The following is a 20,032-nucleotide window of genomic DNA, read 5'->3' as shown; positions in this document are numbered from 1 at the left end:
GGAGGCGGCCACTTAGCCCTCGTCGCCCAAGCGTCGTTCGGCATCGCGAAACGCGCGGTCATGATCGCGGGCCCCGATGGCGAGGATGTCCACGATCTGAACTTGCCCGTCGCGAATACGGTAGATCACACGAAGGCCGTCGGCCCGAAACTTCAACTCCCGGCATCCGGCCAAAGCTCCGCTGAGCGCCTTGCCTATCTCCGCGGGACGAACGCGGAGTCGGGCAAGCCCTTTGTTGAGCATCGAGCGAACCGAGCCGTCGAGCGCCTCGTACTCCTTGCGGGCCCCACGGGAGAAGACGAGCTCGTAACCGCTCATGCGAAAAGCTCCCCATCAGGAAGGTCATCGGGATCAAGGGCCAAGAAGGCATCATAGCCCTCGTCGCCCAGTATCTCGCTGAACGGCACGGTCTCCCCCGAGGGATCGCGATCGATGGCGGCCAACCGCTGCGCCGCGACATCGTAGAGGCGCTGGAGGCGCAGCTGCTCCAGTTCCACCGCCATGGCCTCGAACTCGTCGTAGTCCACGATGACCGTCTCGATGCTGGCATTGCGATCGGTCACGAACAGCGGCTCCCGCTTCGCGCGGCGGCGGCACTCTCCGAAGTTCTTAGAGGCCTGGGTGGCGCTCACCACCCGATCCTTGCTGAAAGCCAGCTTCCCATCGGCGACGACAACCATGATTTCGCTCCTTATGCGTATGCAATCTACTTTAACACCGTATTTTTATGCGTATTATAACACGGAAAATGGGTAGGCAGCGAATAGTTGTCCCGAAGTCCCTATCTCATTGTGGCCCCCGCCTTCGCAGAGTACTAGCTGGTCTTGGACTATCTGCGCCTGCAGAACCGCTTAAGCAGAGGCTCCCGGCAGGAAAGCGGCATCCTTGTCCACGAAATCGGCAAGCAAGCGGGCATAGTCGCGATAGTATCCGCTTCTGTCGTGCTCCACGACCCGTTCTGCGAAGGCATCGACCCAACGAAGTAGGTGCTCCTCCAGAAACAGTCGCTGCTCCGTCAGCAGCGACGCCCTTTGAGCCTCGCCGGCCCTCGTTGTTTCAAGAGCCAACTCCCGCATAAAGGCCAATTCGATGGCCATGTGATCATCTGCGACCTTGCCCATGCCGAGAGGTTTAAAGCCGTTGCGCAGATACACGTTTCGAACTTCGAGAGTATTCGGCTGAAAGAGCGCATTGACCCTCGTAGCGTATATGGATTCCCACATGCACACCGCCGGCTTGCCCACGCCTACGAACAGGCGGTTGTACTCCCCCTCCAAGGTAAGCGGCGCCGCATCGGGCGCCTTCGGGCCGGCGCCTTCGCCAACCTTGCAAGTACGGCAATCCCGAAGGCCCCAGGCCTCGCCTAAAACCTCGAAGCACTGGTCCATAACCTCACAGGATTCATTTTCCGCGAGAGCCCGGTCGGGCACATCCGAGAACACGCGCTGCAGCAACCCGTACATTGCCGCCCGGGCGACCAGCACCTCATCAAGCGCATCACTCTGAACTTGGTTCATCTCAACAGCCCCTTCTTCGCCATACGGCCAATCTCCTGTTTTGAGAAACCGCCGCGCCCCCTGGGAGCGCGGCGGATACGGGAGGGCCACTCGTGCAACCTCGACAACAGCCGGATGACTTCAGTTCCTACATCAGCCAATCCCGAAACGAGCTGGCCGCATAGGCGCTCTCGTCGACATACGTGGCAGGAGAGGTGGTCGATTCCGGCGCACAGGCCACTTTGCCCAAATTCGTCCCCGTCTCTTCCATATCGCCGAACGTGAGCGCTCTCATAAGGCACGCCTGGACGCAATCTGGCTCTATGCCCTTCGCGCGCAGATCATAGCAACCATCGCATTTCTGCGTGATGTTCAGATCGACGCGATACTGGGGAGCCCCATAGGGGCAGCTTTTCACGCAGGACTGGCAGCCGATGCACGCGCTGTCATCATGCTGCACGGTTCCATCCTCTTCGTCAACGTACATGGCCCCTACGGGACAGTTCGCCACGCAGGCGGGATCCATGCAGTGGTTGCAGGCGAGTGACAGGTGGAAGACGCCCGGTTTGGAACCGTTCTCGCTCACGAAGCTGCTCACCCGACGGAAGAACGCCCCTTCGGGAAGATGATGGTTCTCCTTGCACACCATCATGCAGCTGTGGCACCCCGAGCACAGACTCTGGTTGAAATGAAAGCCCTTCTTTCCCATGATCTTCTCCTATTCCGCGCTCAGAACGACCTGACGACTGCTGTCGCTTCCCAGCGGATCGCCCGCATATTTGCTCACGCGCACGTTATTCGAATTGAACGAGGTGCACCCCATACCCTGCATGAGGGTGCCGTTCAGGGTGCTGACGCCGCCCATGACGTCAATGCCCTCCTCATTGAACTGCGACCAACCGCCATTGGGAAGTGCCAGCACGTCGTCCATATAGGTGGGGCTGACGCACGCTATGCGAAGCACGCTTCCGTGAGGACTCTCCACCAGAACCGTGTCGCCCGTGGCGATACCGTTCTCCTTCGCCACCTTCTCTCCCATGAACACCGGTGTGGCAAACGCCTCGCCCAGAGACTTGGTGTTGCCGTATACGCCGTTGCCGAAACGAGGGTAATGCGTGTTGTACATCAGGTAGGGAAAGTCGCCCTTCACCTGGCCTTCGAAATCCGCGTAAGTGGTCTCGATGCCCTCCACGGGCGTCACGTAGGTGGGATAGGGCTTCCACTCGTCGCCTGCACGAAGCTTCGCCTGGTTGAGGATATCGGCCTTGTACTGGCAGTAGATCTCGAATTTCCCGGAATCGGTGGCCAGCGGGTGGGCAACGGGATCGTCCACGAAGTCCTTGTACGCAATGAAGCCAAAGTTGTCGCCCTGCTTGCGCTCTACCTGGTAGACGCCCTTTTCCTTGAACTCCTGCAGCGTGATGCGCCCCTGTTGCGGCTGGCCCTCCACGCCCATGGCGTCAATATCTTCCTGGGTTATGGTAAGCAGGGGCTCATAGGTCACACCGTCGTCGCAGATGACCGTGGTGCCCGCCATGATGTTGTACAGCTTCTGCTCTTCGGAAAGCGGATACATGCCGGCGGGGTCTTCCCCCAGCGCCGTGAGGATGGCGCTCTCGAATTCCCGGTTCGTGCGCGCTTCGTACAGGGGATCGCACACTTTATCGTAGTGGTACACAATTTCGCGGCCGCCCTCGCCCGTCTCCAGGATGGCCTCCTTCTCCAAGTCGCTGATGACCGGAACGACGATATCGCAGAACTGGATGTCCAGCTTCGGAAGGATTCCGCGGCCCACTACGCATTCGATGCCGCCCTCGCGCAGGGCCCGCACCGCTTTCACGGTATCGGGGTAGGAGCGCATGGCAGACCACGTGCCGAAATCCATAAAGCGGACGTCCAGGTCGCGCTCCTCGCAGGCGCTCTCGGGAGCGTCGTTGCGAATGTCTCCGGTGAAATGGTACTTCTTGTTGAGAATCGCATCCCACACCTGTGCGGCGCTCACCACGTCGTCGCACGGCTCGCCGAGCATCTTCTTCGGGGCGATTCCCAGCTTTTCCTTGGCCTCGTCGACTCCCGAGCTGCCCGTCAAAATAAGGTTGCACGGCGCATCGCTTCCGCCATCGAAGTAGTAGCCGCCCCAGCACTGCCCCGGTTTGCCGTAATGGCCGCCCATGGAGTTGACGGCGATCATGAGCTGCTCCAGGTTCTCCGTGCGGTATGGCGCATGCAGCCGAAGGCATTGAACGTCATGACCTTGTTTTCCTTCGACAGCAATGTGGCGAACTTGGTGATTGCCTCCACCGGCGTGCCGCAGATCTTCGTGGCTCACTCCGGTGTTTTCGGAACGCCGTCGTATTCCCCCTTGACATAGCCGAGGAAGTTCTCGGCGCTCGCCGCATTGGCCGGCATCGATTCGGCGTCGAATCCCACGGTGTACTTGTGGAGGAAGTCCCAGTCCACGACGTTGCCGCCCTCTTCATCCAAGCGCAGCATCTCGTAGGCGACGGCTAACAGGAAAGCCGTATCGGTGCCCGGACGAACGGGAATCCAGTCGGCCTCGAGCATGCTGGCCGTCATATTGTAGTCGGGACCCACCACGGTGAAAGTCGCGCCGTTCTCCTTCGCTTTCATGAAGTGCCACATGGGAGAACCCATGGCGTTCCACGCGGGATTGAAGCTGTAGAGCACCACGTTCTCCGCGTTGTACATTAAGTCGAAGCGATCATTGGCCTGGCCGCGCTTCACATCACAGCCATCATGCTCCGCACCCAGGTGGGCCGGCGCCAAACGCGCGCTGCCGCGGGATCCCGTGGCCATGATGCCCACGCTGCCGCCCAAATAGCTGGCATAGGGCAGCCCGTCCCACGACACGCCCAGAAACGAACGCGAACCAAACTGCTCGAACACCCGCTTAACCTCGTCGGCCACGTACCCGACCGCCTCGTCCCAGGAGATGCGCTCCCATTCGTCCTGCCCGCGCAGCTCGGGATGGTAGTCCACCCCGCCCGGCTGCCAATGCTTGCGCTTCATGGGATACTTGATGCGATCCTCCCCCAACCACGTGGAGGACAGCGTTTTGCCGCGCGGACAGCTGCGCTGCTGAGGGTAATCCTGGGAATCATCGTGAGTGTCGTCGGTCTTCTGGCGAATAATCACACCGTCGACCACATAGCCCTTGTTCAGGCAACGTCCGCCGCAGGACTGCCAGCAGGAAAGCGTCATCCACTGACCGCCCTCCGGCAGAACGTCGATTGGCTGCCGCTGAATACCCGTATCCTCTCCCGTTTTCGGCGTCTTGGTGGGCTCAACATCGCCGCCAACGCATCCCGATAGGGCAAGCGAGCTTGCCAATAGCGAAGCCGCTCCTAGAAATGCACGTCGTTCCAGCATTCCCATCTCCTCTTTCTCGCTCCCATGCAACGAACTCGGGAATGTGCCATCGCTTCAGGCCGGCTCACCCGCCCTCGTTGCCTTACGGGAAGGATTATGGAATCGCGGGAAAACGGCTTCAATAGACGGCAGATCAATGAATCCTTAACAAATTACAACACGAAGGTCAGCAGAGGCAACGTGCATCTCGAGATGCTAGAATTCCTTAGAGAACGAAAGGGGGCACTGTGGGCGGGAAGGAACTTCGCATCGATGTGAAGCTCGTTGTGCTCAGCGCCGTCCTCATCACCCTCATTATTGCCGTTGTCGGCCTCTGGTCGGCCAAAACCCACGAGCAGCAGCTGAGGCAGGAACTCGTTGAGCAAGCCCGAGGTTTCGCCCAGCAGATGGATGCCGTGTGGACTTTCGTCGACGCCAATCAAAACCGCATCAATTACACTTCGGACGGCATATACGAATTCAAGGGACTGCACTGCTCAGTTGCGGCAAAAGCGGTAGCCCAGCTGTTCAACAGGAGCACCGACTACGTGGTTAAGTTCACGCGCACCGATCCGAGAAACCCCGGAGATGCCCCTGATGAGTGGGAACAAGGCGCTCTGGCCTCCTTCGAGGAAGATCCCGCCATTGGAGAGTACTACCAACTCGTGGAAAACGATGAGGCGATGAGCCTCCGCTATTGCACGCCGCTCACCGTGGAAGAGGGGTGCCTGTCGTGTCACGGAGCGCCCAAGGGCGAGATAGATATCACCGGCTATGCAAAGGAAGGATGGAGCATGGGCGATATCGCGGGCGCCCTGAGCATCAGCATCCCCGCGGAACGATACATCGAATCCTACAACGCCGCACTTGCGCGAGATCTCGTCTATTACACCTTGGCAATGTGCGCCGCCTTGGCCATCCTTTTCTTCGCCGTACGCCACCTCGTCACCAAGCCTTTGCACTCGGTCGTTGAGAGTTTGGGCGAAGTGGGCCGAGGGCGTATCGACATGAAGCTGAACAACAGCCAGTCGACCAAAGAGATGTCGACCATGATCAACGCGTTCAACACTATGACCGACGAGCTGGACGATCTCTACGGCAATCTGGAGCAGCAAGTTGCCGACCGAACCGAGAGGCTGCAGAAACTAAGCGAGCAGGCCATCGCCCAGAGGGAGGAGATAAAGAAGGTCAACGAACGCCTGCAGCAGGAATCGGCCTACAAGTCCGACTTCCTCGCGACCATGAGCCACGAGTTGAAAACCCCCCTTACTGCCACTATCTCCTATCTGGAAGCGCTGCAATCGAAGCAATTCAACTTATCAGACGAGGAAAAGCAACTGGCCTCAAGCGCCGAGGCCAGCAGCAAAGAGCTGCTGCTGATCATCAACAATATCCTTGAAACCAGCAGATCCAAAGACATCAAGGAGAAGATGAACTGGGAAGTGATCGATGTACTCGACTTTACCGAGTACCTTCTGCAAGAAACGCTCCCCCTCGCCCGGCGCAGAAACGTGACCATTGTGCGGAAAGCAGACCCGGCCTGCCCCCTCATCTACTCAGACTGGGGCAAATTGCGTCACGTTTTACTCAACCTGATGAGCAATGCCATCAAATTCTCGCACGAAGGGGGCATCGTCGAATTGGCGGCACGGATCTGCGAAGACGGCAAACACGTGCAGATCGCCGTAACGGATCACGGGATCGGCATTGCGCGGGAAGATCTCGACTCCATTTTCGATCGGTTCTCCCAGACGAGTCACTGGGGAAACGCGAATCCAGACGGAAGCGGCTTGGGACTCTATATCGTGAAAGAGTACGCACAGCTCCTCGGCGGAGAGGTAGCCGTTGAAAGCGAGCTTGGAAAAGGGTCTGCGTTTTTCCTCGCACTTCCCACTCATCCAGAAGGGGCTCCCAGTGAACAACATACTGCTTATTGACGACAATCGAGAAATTCACAATTCTCTCCGGCCGATTGCCGCAGCTCACGGCTACAGCCTCCTCTCGGCCTACGACGGTCTCTCCGGGCTATCAATGGCGCAGAGCTGCGGTGCCGATATTATCATCCTCGACGTGATGCTGCCCCAATCCAACGGATTCGCCCTGTGTCGGAAGATCCGAGAAGCCGGCTGCGACACTCCGGTTATATTCCTCACGGCGAAAAGCGATATCGTCGACAAGAGCATCGGCTTCGAAGCCGGAGGCGATGACTACATGACCAAGCCCTTCCAATCCGAGGAGCTGTTCATGAGGATATCCGCCGTGCTCCGCCGAACGGGATCGCAGAAGGCAAAGCCCGAGCCCCCAAAGGAAAACAAGCAAGATGTGGTTCTCGGCGATTTAGTGCTGAAACCGAGCCAATACCTCGTAGAGAAACATGGCGAGAACGTTGGCCTTACCGCCAAGGAATTCGAGATACTGCACTTGCTCTCCTCGAGCCTGGGGGATGTTTTCAGCAAGGAGCAGATCTACGAGCACCTTTGGAACGAATCGAACCCGCTCAGCCTCGACTCGATTACCGTGCTCGTTCGCCGCATAAGGGAGAAAATCGAAGACGACCCTTCTAATCCCGTCCACCTTCTCACCGTATGGAGGATCGGCTACCGGCTGGTCTAACGCTGCGCCTCGCTCTCGAAAGACGCAACGTCGAAAGGCGACCGTAAAGGACATATCCCGCCCCGCACAGGGATGACGTCGTGTGTGTCGACAGCATTTTCGACGAAACGCTGTCGCGCTCCTCCCGATCCTCTACATGATTAAAAAAGAGCTTCCCTGACATTTGTCGGGGAAGCTCACCTCTCTTGAAAGCAATTCAGGAAAGAAGCGGCCGCCTACCCCACGACCTCGGTGGTCTCCACCTCTACGGATGCCGCCACGGTCTCGGGTTCCTCAGGCGCTCCGTCGCGGGCCACCGCCCGGGCGGCGCGGGCCTCGGCTTCCTTCTCGGCCAAATTCGCCTTGGCCACGGCGATCATGAGCTTGATGCGGTTGAGCTGGTTCACCTCACTCGCACCGGGGTCGTAGTCCACGGCCACGATGTTGCTCTCCGGGTAGCGGCGGCGCAGCTCCTTAATGGTGGCCTTGCCCACCACGTGGTTCGGCAAACAGGCGAAGGGCTGGGTGCACACCACGTTCGGACAGCCGGAGCGAATGAGCTCCACCATCTCAGCGGTGAGCAGCCACCCCTCGCCCATGGAGTTGCACAGGGAAAGGATCTCGCTCGCGTAGTCGGCCAGCTCGTAGATGTCCGCCGGCGGGTGGAAGCGACTCGACTTCTCCAGCGCGTCGTTCACGGGCTTGCGCAGCTTCTTGATGGCGGCCAGGCCGATCTTGCTCCCGAGCGCGCTCTTCTTCGACTTGCCGATAGGCTGCTGGAAGATGCCGCCGGCGATGCCGAACAGGAAGAACTCGATAAGCCCGGGCACCACGGCCTCGCAGCCCTCGCGCTCGATGACGTCCACGATCTGGTTGTTGGCCGTCGGGTGGAACTTCACGAGGATCTCGCCCACCACGCCCACGCGGGGTTTCGTGCCCTCGCCGGCCAGGGGCAGCGCGTCGAAGTCCTCCACGATGCGGCGCACCGTGCGGCGGAACTCCGACTGGCGCACGCCGCGCTCGAGCTGGTGCTTGCAGGCGTCCATCCAGTACTGGAACAGGCGGTTCGCGCTGCCCGGCTCCACCTCGTAGGGGCGCGTGCGATACAAGCACATCATGAGCAAATCGCCGTACTGCAGCGCGTAAATGGCCTGGTAGAGCATCTTCGGCGTGATCTTGAAGCCAGGGTTCTCCTCGCCCAGGTCCTTGAAGGAGATGGCGATGACCGGGATGTGCCCGAGCCCCACGGACTTCAGCGCCTTGCGGATGAGCGAGATGTAGTTGGTGGCGCGGCAGCCGCCGCCGGTCTGGGTGATGAGCACGGCCAGCTTGTCGGTGTCGTACTTGCCCGACAGCACCGCTTCCATAATCTGGCCCGTGACCAGGATGGACGGGTAGCAGATGTCGTTGTTCACGTACTTCAGGCCCGCGTCCACCGCGCCGTGGTCCACCGAGGGCAGAAGCGCCACGTTGTAGCCGGCGCGCTTGAAGATGGGCACCAGAAGCTCGAAGTGGTAGGGGGCCATCTGGGGCGCCAGAATCGTCCAGCCCTCATCGCGCATCTGCTCGGTGAACTGGGGGCGCGCGAACTCGGTGGAGGCGCCCTCGCGTTGCTCGATCTCGGCCGCGGCCACCACGCCATCGGCCTTCTCGGTGAAGCTGGCGGGCACGAGCTTATCCAGGTTGTCCAAGTCGATGCACGCAGCCGGACAGCCCCTCTTCTCGGCGGCGGCGTCGGCTTCCGCCTCGGCCTCGCGGTCGGCCTGGTCCTTCAAAGCTGCAAGCAGGCTGCGCACGCGAATGCGCGCCGCGCCCAAGTTCGACACCTCGTCGATCTTCAGCACCGTGTACACCTTGCCGGCCGCCTCGAGCACCTCCTGCACCTGGTCGGTGGTAAGGGCATCCAGGCCGCACCCGAAGGAGTTCAGCTGGATGAGATCGAGATCGCGCCTTTGGGTGACCACCTTGGCCGCCGCGTACAGGCGCGTATGGTACATCCACTGATCCACCACGCGAATGGGCCGCTCCAGCTGGCCCAAGTGCGCCACGGAGTCCTCGGTGAGCACGGCCAAACCGAAGCTCGTGAGCAGCTCGGGGATAGCGTGGTTGATCTCGGGATCCTGGTGATAGGGGCGCCCGGCCAACACGATGCCGCGCGTGCCGGTCTTCTCCATCCACGCGAGGGTTTCCACACCCTTCGTGCGAATATCGCGTTTGAACGCCTCGTCCTCGGCCCAGGCCGCCTCCACCGCCGCCCGGATCTCGTCAGCCGTGAGCGCGGGGCCGCACCCGTTCGTCTCTTTCGCAAAGTTCTCGGTCAGCTCCACCACCAGGCGCTCGGCCAGCTTGTCCTTGTCGTGGTAGGGCACCCACGGCGACACGAAGGCCACATCGGTCTCGCGCAGCTCGTCGATGTTCAGGCGCAGCGCCTCGGGGTAACTCGCCACAATGGGGCAGTTGAAGTGGTTGCCGGCGGTCTCGTCCTCCTGGCGCTCCCACTTCGAACACGGCATCCAGATGAAGTCCGGGTGCTTGTCGAGCAGGTTCATGATGTGGCCGTGCGAAAGCTTCGCCGGATAGCACACGCTCTCGGAGGGCATCGATTCGATGCCGGCCTCGTAGGTCTTCTTCGTGGACGGGTCGGACAGCACCACCCGGTACCCCAGCTTCGTGAAGAAGGTGAACCAGAACGGGTAGTTCTCGTACATGTTGAGCGCGCGCGGGATGCCCACGGTGCCGCGGGGCGCCTCCTCGGGCGCCAGGGGCTCGTAGCCGAAGGTGCGCTCGGCCTTGTACTCGAACAGGTTCGGCACGGCCGACTTCTCGGTGCCGGTGCCCAAACTCTCGCCCTTCTCGCAGCGGTTGCCGGTGATGAAGCGGCGGTGCTTGCCCGTCGCCGCATCGATGCCGAAATCGTTCACTGTGAGCAGGCAGGCGTTCGAGCAGCCCTTGCAGCGCACGGTGCGATGCGTCGGCGCGAGCGCCTCGATCTCCTCAAGGGACAAAAGCCCGCTCAGGGGCACCTTCGGGCCCAGATCCGGCGACAGCGGCACGTTCTCGGTGCGCCGGCGCGTCTCCTCGAAGCGGTCGCGGGCCAACAATGCCGCGCCGAAGGCGCCCATGTTGCCGGCGATGTCGGGACGGATGGCGTTCACTTCGGAGAGCTGCTCGAAGGCGCGCAGCACCGCATCGTTCAAGAAGGTGCCGCCCTGCACGATGACCTTCGTGCCCACATCGTGCGGGTCGCGAATCTTGATGACCTTGAACAGGGCGTTCTTGATAACGGAAATCGCCAGACCCGCGGCGATGTCGCCTACGGTGGCGCCCTCCTTCTGGGCCTGTTTCACGCGGCTGTTCATGAACACGGTGCAGCGGCTGCCCAGATCCACCGGGTTCTCGGCGGAGATGGCCGTGGCGGCGAACTCGGCCACGTCCAGGTTCAGGCCGCTCGCGAAGGACTCGATGAAGCTGCCGCAGCCCGAGGAACAGGCCTCGTTCAGCATGATGTGGTCGATGACGCCGTCCTTCACGCGCAAGCACTTCATGTCCTGGCCGCCGATGTCCAGGATGAACTCCACGCCGGGCAGCATCTCCTGGGCGCCGCGCAAATGGGCCACCGTCTCAATCTCGCCGGAGTCGACCCGCAGGGCCTCCAGCAGAAGCCCCTCGCCGTAGCCGGTCACCGTGGCGTGGCCTATCTGCACGAGCGGCTCATCCGTTTCCGGGTCGCGGGGCAGCGCCTGGTACAGCTCGGCCACGGCCGCCTTGGCGCAGCCCAGCACGTCGCCCTTGTTCGAGGCGTAGGTGGACCACAGAAGCGCCCCGTCCTCGCCGATGAGCGCCGCCTTGAACGTGGTGGAGCCGGCGTCGATGCCGAGGAAGGCCACGCCCCGGTAGTCCTCAAGCGACGCGCGACGCACGCGCTCGGCGTCGTGGCGAGCGTGGAACTCCGCCAGCTCCGCCTCGTCGGCGAACAGCGGCGCCAGGCGTACCACCTCCGAGCCCTGCATGTCGCCCAGGCCCTCCAGGCGCGTCAGCACATCGAAAAGCTTCTCGGGCCGCGCGCCCTCTGCCACACCGGCGATGGCGCAGCCGGCAGCCACGAACAGGTGCGCGTTCTCGGGCACGATGATGGCCTCGTCGGTCAATTCCAAGGTTTCGTAGAAGCGCTTGCGCAGTTCGGGCAGGTACTGCAAGGGGCCGCCGAGGAAGGCCACATGCCCCCGGATGGGCCGGCCGCAGGCGAGACCGGAGATGGTCTGAGTCACCACCGACTGGAAGATGGAGGCGGCGATGTCCTCCTTGCGCGCGCCCTCGTTCAGAAGCGGCTGCACATCGGTCTTGGCGAACACGCCGCAGCGGCTCGCGATGGGGTAGATGGTCTCATGATCGGCCGCCAGCTCGTTCAGGCCGCCGGCATCCGTGTCCAGAAGGGCCGCCATCTGGTCGATGAAGGCGCCCGTGCCGCCGGCGCAGGTGCCGTTCATGCGCTGCTCGATGCCGTTGTCGAAGTAGATGATCTTCGCGTCCTCGCCGCCCAGCTCGATGGCGACGTCGGTTTTGGGGATGAAGGTCTCCACCGCCGTCTTCGACGCGATAACCTCCTGCACGAAAGCCACGTCGAGCCACTGGGACAGAAGCAGGCCGCCCGATCCGGTGATGGCGATGGTCATGGTCTCGTCCGGATAGGCCGAGGCCGCCTCGCGCAGCACCTCCACGATGGTGGCGCGCACGTCGGCATGATGGCGGCGGTACACCGCCCACAGGATTTCGTTGTCGTTGTTCAGCACCGCCAGCTTCACCGTGGTCGATCCCACGTCGATGCCGATATGGAAGGGGCACGCCTCCGCAGCGGCGCTGGCCTCGGCGGAAGTCTGGGCCGTCTCCACCGTGGTCACCCGCGGCGCGCAAGAGGCGCACGCCGCAGATGCCAGCTCTTTTGCCGAGGTTGAGGCCTCGGTGATGATCTCGGTGTACTTGCTGTTCTTGGCATTCTTCTTCATTGGCTTACTCCCAACTTACAGCTCGATGGACTCGCCGGGCTTGATAAACAGAAGGCGCATGGCGATGCGCGCCATGGTCTCAGAGGATTCGGGGCAGCCGCGCTCGATCCAGTGGGCGATGACCCCTAAGTAGGCGGCGGCGTAGAAGGCCACGTAGTACTCCACGAAAACCGTAGGGTTGTCGCGGTATTTCTCATGCAGGATGTTCTGCACCAGGTTCTCGCAGACCGCCTCACGCAGCCGCGGCCCGAAGCGCACATCGCCCCCGGGGCCAAGCACCGCGTGCAGAAAGTCGCTCTGCTCGCGCAGGTAGTCGAACAGCTCCACGAGGAACGGCAGCGGGCGGCCCGTCGCGCGGAAGGCCAGCATGTCCGCCAGGGTAATGGACTGCATGCGCTCCTGCAGGGCATCGAGGTCGGCCATGACCTCGTCCTCCAGCACGGCGAGCAGCCCGTCCTTGTCGCGGAAGTGGTTGTAGAAAGTGCCGCGGGACGTATCGGCCCGCTCGCATAAGTCGTTCACGGTGAGCGCATCGTAGCCGCGCTCCTCCATGAGCTCGACAAGGGCGCCGCGCAGGGCGCGCCTCGATTTCGCGATGCGCCGATCCTCGCAGGGGGCGGCCGGCGCGCAGGTTGCCGTGGCTATGACGGTCTCCTTCGTTCGGTTGCGATACAGCGGTCGGATTTCGACAGAACGGCCAAAAATGGACACTCTGTTCAATAGCTCGCATTATAGAGAGCGCCGCCCTTTTCGGCAACCCCTTCCTTCCCCTTCCACCACCCTTCCAAAAGCCTGTTTTCTTGTCGAAGGCGGCCCGCAGTTGCTCTTTTCCTGGTATCTTGGGGTTTCGCATTCGTACCACCGCGTTTATCGAGGAGGCAGGCGCCTGCGCGCCGAACCCTATGGCAAACAGACCTGGCAAGCATTCCGCTCCGCTCAACTCCGGCACCTCGCGCCGGGGCGCCCACTCGGCGCCGCTCGGCTCCACGCAGGGACGCCGCGGTTCCCACTCCGCCCCCGTAACGAGCGCCGGCCGCAGCACCCGGAGCGCCCAGGCCGCCCGTTCTCGCAGCGCCCAGGCGGACGCCTCGCGGACGCCTCGCGCCTCCCGCGCCCGCTCCTCCTTCGAGGGCACCGGCTTCGCGCCGACCGCAAGCCCCGTTTCCGCCGCGGGCGGCTCCCAAAGCTTCGCTGCCACGGACAGCCTTGCCCGCGCCAAAGCGGCTCGCAAGAAGTCGCGCGGTAAGAAGATCGCTCTCGGCATCGCCGCGGCCCTCGTCGTCATCCTCGCCGGTGCCGGCACGGCGCTCGCGCTCTACCTGAACGGCATCAACGCCACCATCCAGGGCGGCCTCGATGACGCCGAGTTCAAGGAGCTCGGCGAGCAGCTGGCCCCGGCCAAGGCCGACGGCTCCTATTACGTGGGCATCTTCGGCAGCGACGCCCGCAAGGGCGAGACAGCCAGCCGCTCGGACGTGACCATGCTCGCCCGCATCGATCCCGACAAGGGCGTGGTCGATCTCATCTCGGTGCCCCGCGACACCATGATCAATATCGAGGGTCACGGCACCCAGAAGATCAACGCCGCCTATGCCTTCGGCGGCCCGTCCGAGGCCGTGAAAACGCTCTCCACCTTCGCCGGCGTGCCCATCACCCACTACGTGGAGGTGCACTTCGAGGAGCTGAAGGACGTTGTGAACGAACTCGGCGGTATTCAGGTGAACGTGCCCGAGAGCTTCTATTCCGACACGAGCGGCATCTCCCTTGAGGCCGGCGAGCAGACCCTCGACGGCGACCAGGCCCTCGCCTTCGCCCGCGAGCGCCACGCCACCCGCGCCGGTGACTTCTCCCGCGCCCAGGCCCAGCGCATGATCATCGAGGCCATCGTGGAGAAGGTGCTCTCGAAGTCCATCACCGAGATCCCCGGTACCGTGGAATCCCTCGCCCGCTGCGTGACCACCGACTACTCCGTGACCGATCTGGTGTCCCTCGCGCTCACCTTCAAGGACAAGGGACTCACCATGTACTCAGCCGCCTGCCCCAGCTACACCCTGAACCAGGACGGCATCAGCTACGTGGGCACCCAGTACGCCGAGTGGCAGGACATGATGCGCCGGGTAGACGCAGGGCTTGATCCAACCGACACCTCCGCGGAAATCCCCGAGCCCCAGGCAAGCGATACCGAACTGGGCGCCGCCACCAACGCCGCCTCCCCCGCCGAGTACCGCGACCTCATGGCCGACGCCCTCACCACCGACGACGTCGTGGACGTGGAGTAGGCGACTATCCGCACCAGAAACACCGAGCGGCCCGGGCACTCGCCCGGGCCGCTCTTTTTTTGCAAGATCAAAGGCAACCGTCACATAGCTGCCGAAAGTTCATTCATCTTCCTTCGCACGGGCGCGTTGGGCCAGACGCCACGCCGAGCCGAGATTGAGCGCCCCATGCACAACAAGAAGCGCGAGGAGCACCTTGGCGGAAGCAGCATGCAGCGGCCCCCAAAAGTAATAGCCCTCGGCATAAAAGCCAAAGGCAGGCAGAACTGTTCCCGATTCCATGAGACCCGACAGGACAGCAACTGCAACGGAAAGCACCAGCGCAGCATCGAGCAAAATTCGTCCCTTTGCTCGCCAGGCGCCCCGACTCGTCAAAAGGCGGCCGGCAAAATCAACATGCTGGGCCCCGTGCACAAGCAGGACCAACCCGATACCAAGCCCCAGCCACTCGTGCGCGCCAACGCCCGTCATCGCAGGCAGCGACACCACGATATACAAAACCAGCGCCAGCGCATCAACAACGAGCACTCTCATGAGCGTCCCACCTTCCGCACGATGCCAACAAGCGCCACCACAAGGGCCACCGGCATAAGTATCCACAGGTTCAAGCTCGCATCCGATGCCTGGTGGTAGCGTGAGCCGAGGGTTTCCCAACCATGGCACTCCACCGATGCGCAGGAAGCTTCCGGGCACGTCATCTCGTGCACGCCATCCGGCTCGGGCACGTCGTCGAAACCGTGGCAGCTTCCTGAAGCGCATCCCACCACAGGACAGGGCGAAGTCTCCGTAATGGGTCGCACACTCAACGCCTCAGGCTGAACAAGCATCACAGCACCGACCGAACAGACTGCGGCCAGCAGAAACACCGCCGCCGTCACGGCGATCTTTTTCATAGGACTCCTTCCTCCTCCGAAAGAGAAGGGCCGCCCGCCCTGCGGCAGGCGGCCCGCATGTCAGAAAGACGCAGGGCTGATTGGAGGGCTCGGCTCGCGTCCGCGCAACTGACTACTTCTCGGAGGGACGCAACGGGAGAAACTTGAGCCCCAAGAAGAACACGAGGAACCCAAGGGCCACGACGCCCAGCGTCACGCCCGCCTCCAGCGGCGTCGGCCAGTAGACGAGGTTCGCATAGGCATCGGCAAGCGTGCCATCGGCGTAGGTGATGCTCATGGAATTCACTGCAGGTGCCATGTCGGCCAGGTTAGTGATTTGGAATCCGCCCACCAGCAGCTGAACGCGCTTGCAGAAGATGCCGGCGATGGCCAGCAACGAAGCCGTCACCAGAAGACCGTTGCGACGCAGGGCAGGAGTCAGGCAGATGACGGCGCACGCGACACAGCCGATGATCTCGAACCAGAAGTAGGGGGCCAGAGGACCTTGGGTCAGCATGGCCACTACCTCTGCCCCTGCGCCACCCGGGAACCCTTCGGTAAGCAGATCACAGCCAAAGAAGTACAAATCCACCAGCACAAAGGCTCCGAGCAGCTTGGCGAGACGCACGATGTTGTCTTGCTCCACGTTGAGGTAACCGGCACGGCGCAATCCAATGACAACAGCCATCACGAGCGCCGTACCACACACCAGAGCGGAGGACACGAACCAAGGAGCCAGAAGGGCTGTATGCCACATCTCGTGCCCCTGCTGAAGACTGAAGATCCAGGCAGTTACCGAATGGACGAGCACGGCGGTAACGAGAGCGATCACCGAGATGACGCGCAAGGCCACAGCGCTGACCTTGCCGCGCTCGGCCTGAATCTGGGCCCACAGGTATACGCACGACAGGATGAGGTAGGTGGAAAGGACAATGATATCCCACATAAGCGGGCTGCCCAGATTGGAGTAAACGAACAGCTCCCACACGCGGAAGGGCTGGCCCATATCCACCACTACAAGACCGATGGCGACCACCGTGCAGGCGATGGATGAGAACACCGCCACTTTCGAGATACCGCCGAAGCCGCGGATGCCGAGGGCCTTGGGCACCGACGAGATGATAAGACCGCCGGCCGACAGGCCCACGAAAAACATGAAGCCCGTGATGTAGAGGCCCCAGCTGTCGAGGTTGCGCATGGCGGTCTGCACCATGCCGCCCGACAGCTGCATAAACCACAGCACCAAGCCGACCACCATCACCACGGCGCTCACGCCGATGGCAACATTGAGAGCAGGACTCTTGACGGCCGTCGACGCGTGCTCACTAGCACGCCCTCGATCGCTGGACGCTGAGAAATCGAGGTCATCGCTGGCAAGGGCTCCACCCTGCATATACTCGGACATAATGTCACTCCCCTCTGCTAGACGAGATAGTAAGTTGAAGGCTCCGTGCCACGATCTTCCAAGAGCCGCTTGTGCGACCGTTCCGCAAGAAGACGGCTTACCTCAGAAGTCGGGTCATCTAAGTCGCCCCAAAAACGTGCTCGACCCACGCAAAGGTGCATGCAAGCCGGCTCAATGCCTTGAGACGTGCGGTGGTAGCAGAACGTGCACTTCTCCACGACGTGCTGCTGATGTTCGGGCGCATCCTTGCTGCCCATGGCATAGTCCATGTGGAATACGGGCTCTTCCCAGTTGAAAGAACGCACACCGTTGTAAGGGCAAGCACTCATGCACATGCGGCAGCCGATGCACTTGTCGTAATCCTGGCGCACCACTCCCGTTTCGGGATCCTTGTAGGTCGCTCCCACCGGGCATACCTTCACGCAGGCGGGGTTCTCGCAATGCTGGCAGGCGACGGGGATATAGCCGAACTGCAAATTGTCAGGATACGAGCCGCCCACCATGTCGAACCCCATCTCGCCACCGTTATCGGTGAAGATGCGGTTCCACCATACATCGTTGGGCAAGTTGTTCTCCGTTTTGCACGCCATGGCACATACGTGGCAGCCAATGCACTTCTTAGTGTCGATCACCATTCCATAACGGGTCATTTATCTCACCTCTCCCTCGTACTTGCGCACTTCGACGAGCGTGTCGTCGAACGACGTGTTCATATGAAGCAGATTCAAATGGTCGCAGGTCAGCTCTTGATAGCTGCCCGCCACATAGGCTCCCCGGTGCCATCCCTTGGGCGAGGAGACCATGCCCGGCCTGACGCCCATATCGAATTTCGCCTTGCACACGCAGTGGCCCCGATCGTTGTAGGCCTCGACGTAGTCGCCCTCGGCGATGCCGCGCGCTTCGGCATCAACGGGGTTCATGCGCAAATAGGGCTCCGGATCAAGCTCGCGCAGCACAGGAGCATGGTTGTACTGGGTATGCAAGTGCCATCTTGTGCGCTCGCAATAATGGTACAGGGGATATTTTTCGTGCTGCTCGCTCTCATCGTAGGCCTCGAAGGGCGTATGGTAGGTGGGCATATGGTAAAAGTCCTTGTCGATGGGCTTGCCGATGTCGATGCGAGCGCCGGGATTCTCCACGTAGAATTCCAGACGGCCGGAAAGCGTAGGCCAGCGCTGTTCTTCCCAGTGAATCCAGTTCTCGTCTCGGTCGGCCAGCACGCCCTTCTCCTTGAGGTTGTCGAAGGTAATGCCCACCGGCTCGCCCTTCTCGGTATCGACCACCATGCGCATCATTTCCTCGTTGGACTTGGCGTAGAACGCCTTGGCCGCCTCGTTGTCCATGCGCTCGGCAATGGCCCGGAAGATCTCCACGTCCTCCTTCGCCTCACCGATGGGGTCGGCCACCTTGTTCGCCATGTACAGGAAGGGAGTGTGCGAGCTGGCCTGAATCCAGTCGTACTCGAAGTAGTGGGCGCAGGGCAGCACAATGTCGCTGTACTCGCAGGTTTCGGAGAACTCCATGTCGTTCGTCACGATGCAGGGGATCTTCGGCAAGATCTCCTCGATGGTCTTGCGCTGGGCCGCATAGCTGCCGACCGGGTTCGCCCCTATGTTGTAGAGAAGGCGCACGGGGAAATCCTCGCCCTTCAGCTTGCCCGTTTCCAAGACCTCGGGCAGATGAAGCCACGGCAGCTCGTCGTGAAGGCCCTTGAGTCCCGCCGGGAAGGCGAGGCCGGCCATGTTGATCGTCGGCTTGCTCTTCCCCAAATGCCCGATAGAGGCGCCGCGCTTGCCGATATTGCCCGTAAGGGCGGCGAGGCAGGCCCAGGTCATGCCCATCTCCTCGCAGTTATCGTACAGGTGGTAGCCCGCATAGATGGTCGAGGGCGTGTCCTGGGAGTACATGCGGGCAAGCTCCACGATGGTATCCGCCGACACCTCGGTGATGCCCTCAGCCCACTCTGGCGTGCACTCGGCCATATGCTCCTTGAACAGCGACCAGGCCGTGGTAACTTTCACGCCGTTTACCTCGAAGCTGCCCTCGAGTGCGGGGTTGGCCACGTCATTGATGAGGCCCCAGGCGTCCTTGTCGGCGTCCCATACCACATAGTGGGCCGACTCCTCCAACGTGGGCACCTTGCCGGCCTTCACGCCCTGGAGTAGCAGTGTGCCGAAGAACGGGTACTCGGGCAGCTGTGCCGGGCCCTCCTCGCCGAAATCCGTCGCGCGGAGGAAATGGCCGTTGTCCTCGCGCACGAGCAGGGGAGCGCAGGTCTTCTCGCGCATGAAGTCCAGGTCGTACCATTCGTTGGCGATGATAGCGTTGAGCATAGCCATGCCGAGCGCCGGATCGGTACCGGGTTTGATGGGCACCCATTTTGTGGCCTGTTGGGCCGCGATGGTGTAGGTAGGGTCGATGACGACCAGATTGGCGCCAGCGTCCTTGGCCTCCATGCAGAAGTGCCAGCTATGGGGCTGGGAGTTGGGCGGGTTCGTATCCCAGATCAAAAGCGTTTTGGCAAAACGGTAGTCGCCAGCCATGTTACGCTGGTTGAAGTCCCAACCGCTGCCGGTCACCTCTCCGATGCCGACCAGATCGCCGTAGTCCAGGCACACGTCAAGCCCCTGGAACCCAAAGGCATTCGCGAAACCAAGACCGGCGATCAAGCCGCCGTAGGCGGCGAAAGAGTTGCCGGCAGACACAAGCACGCAGTTCGAGCGCACGCCGTAGTTCTCCGTGTTGTAGGTGAGCGTATCGGCGACAAGCTGGGTAGCCTCGTCCCACGACAGGCGCTCCCACTCGTCGGTGCCGCGGTTCTCGACATGGGGCTCTTCCAAGCTCCACGTCTTCCGCTTCATGGGATACAGCACGCGGTTGAAGTCGTACATGCGGTTCGCATGGCTAAAACCACGCATACAGATTCGCTCGTAAGCGGGATACGGAAGATCCTCATTAGATCGTATGTTTACCATTTTGCCTTCGCGAACCGTGGCAACCATCGAACAATTGCCTTGGC

Annotated in this window: 16 protein-coding genes; 3 read left to right on the top strand and 13 right to left on the bottom strand. The window is 61.7% G+C overall.

All coding sequences use genetic code 11. The annotated features are described in order from the left end of the window. Positions 1-12: 12 nt before the first annotated feature. The 6 genes from ACW4LP_RS01040 to ACW4LP_RS01015 form a co-directional block, all read right to left on the bottom strand. Complete coding sequence (locus ACW4LP_RS01040) at positions 13-318, bottom strand: type II toxin-antitoxin system RelE family toxin (protein WP_114539202.1); 306 nt, start codon at positions 316-318, stop codon at positions 13-15. Continuing rightward, positions 315-680, bottom strand: a complete 366-nt coding sequence (locus ACW4LP_RS01035) for a type II toxin-antitoxin system Phd/YefM family antitoxin (protein WP_114539203.1) — start codon at positions 678-680, stop codon at positions 315-317. Before ACW4LP_RS01035 ends, ACW4LP_RS01040 begins: the two co-directional genes overlap by 4 nt. 171 nt (positions 681-851) lie before the next feature. Next, a complete protein-coding gene (locus ACW4LP_RS01030) occupies positions 852-1,517 on the bottom strand; it encodes a TorD/DmsD family molecular chaperone (protein ID WP_114539204.1) in 666 nt (221 codons plus the stop codon). A gap of 127 nt (positions 1,518-1,644) precedes the next feature. Next, on the bottom strand, positions 1,645-2,205 hold the full coding sequence (locus ACW4LP_RS01025) for a 4Fe-4S dicluster domain-containing protein (protein ID WP_114539205.1): 561 nt from the start codon (positions 2,203-2,205) through the stop codon (positions 1,645-1,647). 9 nt (positions 2,206-2,214) lie between these two features. Further along, positions 2,215-3,687, bottom strand: a complete 1,473-nt coding sequence (locus ACW4LP_RS01020; protein ID WP_455803386.1) for a molybdopterin dinucleotide binding domain-containing protein — start codon at positions 3,685-3,687, stop codon at positions 2,215-2,217. Positions 3,688-3,821: 134 nt separating this feature from the next. Beyond that, positions 3,822-4,847: a molybdopterin-dependent oxidoreductase gene (locus ACW4LP_RS01015; protein WP_455803385.1), complete on the bottom strand. Its 1,026-nt coding sequence runs from the start codon at positions 4,845-4,847 to the stop codon at positions 3,822-3,824. A gap of 266 nt (positions 4,848-5,113) precedes the next feature. Here ACW4LP_RS01015 and ACW4LP_RS01010 point away from each other — a divergent pair, with 266 nt between their 5' ends. Together ACW4LP_RS01010 and ACW4LP_RS01005 are read left to right on the top strand one after the other, a co-directional pair. Next, positions 5,114-6,802 (top strand): ATP-binding protein, encoded by a 1,689-nt coding sequence (locus ACW4LP_RS01010; protein ID WP_223900393.1) that lies wholly within the window; start codon positions 5,114-5,116, stop codon positions 6,800-6,802. After that, positions 6,780-7,478, top strand: a complete 699-nt coding sequence (locus ACW4LP_RS01005) for a response regulator transcription factor (RefSeq protein WP_114539208.1) — start codon at positions 6,780-6,782, stop codon at positions 7,476-7,478. The genes ACW4LP_RS01010 and ACW4LP_RS01005 overlap by 23 nt, the downstream gene beginning before the upstream one ends. Before the next feature lie 215 nt (positions 7,479-7,693). Here ACW4LP_RS01005 and ACW4LP_RS01000 read toward each other — a convergent pair whose 3' ends face one another. Both ACW4LP_RS01000 and ACW4LP_RS00995 read right to left on the bottom strand, forming a co-directional pair. Next, complete coding sequence (locus tag ACW4LP_RS01000; RefSeq protein WP_451917883.1) at positions 7,694-12,460, bottom strand: acyl-CoA dehydratase activase-related protein; 4,767 nt, start codon at positions 12,458-12,460, stop codon at positions 7,694-7,696. A gap of 15 nt (positions 12,461-12,475) precedes the next feature. After that, the gene (locus tag ACW4LP_RS00995) at positions 12,476-13,105 is read right to left on the bottom strand and encodes a TetR/AcrR family transcriptional regulator (protein WP_367891187.1); all 630 of its coding nucleotides are present in this window, start codon (positions 13,103-13,105) and stop codon (positions 12,476-12,478) included. Between the two features lie 257 nt (positions 13,106-13,362). On the opposite strand from ACW4LP_RS00995, the gene ACW4LP_RS00990 reads away from it, so the two are divergent. Continuing rightward, entirely contained in the window at positions 13,363-14,739 is a 1,377-nt protein-coding gene (locus ACW4LP_RS00990; protein WP_302012039.1) for an LCP family protein, read from the top strand. Between the two features lie 99 nt (positions 14,740-14,838). On the opposite strand, the gene ACW4LP_RS00985 is transcribed toward ACW4LP_RS00990, so the two are convergent. The 5 genes from ACW4LP_RS00985 to ACW4LP_RS00965 form a co-directional block, all read right to left on the bottom strand. Beyond that, positions 14,839-15,270 carry a DUF4405 domain-containing protein gene (locus ACW4LP_RS00985; protein WP_114539211.1) on the bottom strand — a complete coding sequence of 144 codons (432 nt, stop codon included), beginning with the start codon at positions 15,268-15,270 and terminating at the stop codon, positions 14,839-14,841. Further along, the gene (locus ACW4LP_RS00980) at positions 15,267-15,629 is read right to left on the bottom strand and encodes a hypothetical protein (RefSeq protein ID WP_114539212.1); all 363 of its coding nucleotides are present in this window, start codon (positions 15,627-15,629) and stop codon (positions 15,267-15,269) included. Before ACW4LP_RS00980 ends, ACW4LP_RS00985 begins: the two co-directional genes overlap by 4 nt. Before the next feature lie 112 nt (positions 15,630-15,741). Continuing rightward, on the bottom strand, positions 15,742-17,013 hold the full coding sequence (gene nrfD / locus ACW4LP_RS00975; protein WP_227070122.1) for an NrfD/PsrC family molybdoenzyme membrane anchor subunit: 1,272 nt from the start codon (positions 17,011-17,013) through the stop codon (positions 15,742-15,744). A gap of 17 nt (positions 17,014-17,030) precedes the next feature. Then, entirely contained in the window at positions 17,031-17,663 is a 633-nt protein-coding gene (locus tag ACW4LP_RS00970) for a 4Fe-4S dicluster domain-containing protein (RefSeq protein ID WP_114539213.1), read from the bottom strand. Continuing rightward, a complete protein-coding gene (locus ACW4LP_RS00965; RefSeq protein WP_227070150.1) occupies positions 17,664-19,904 on the bottom strand; it encodes a molybdopterin-containing oxidoreductase family protein in 2,241 nt (746 codons plus the stop codon). Positions 19,905-20,032 lie beyond the last annotated feature (128 nt).

This window comes from Adlercreutzia sp. CNCM I-6215, assembly GCF_977072315.1.
This window is presented reverse-complemented; position numbering and strand designations above follow the sequence as displayed.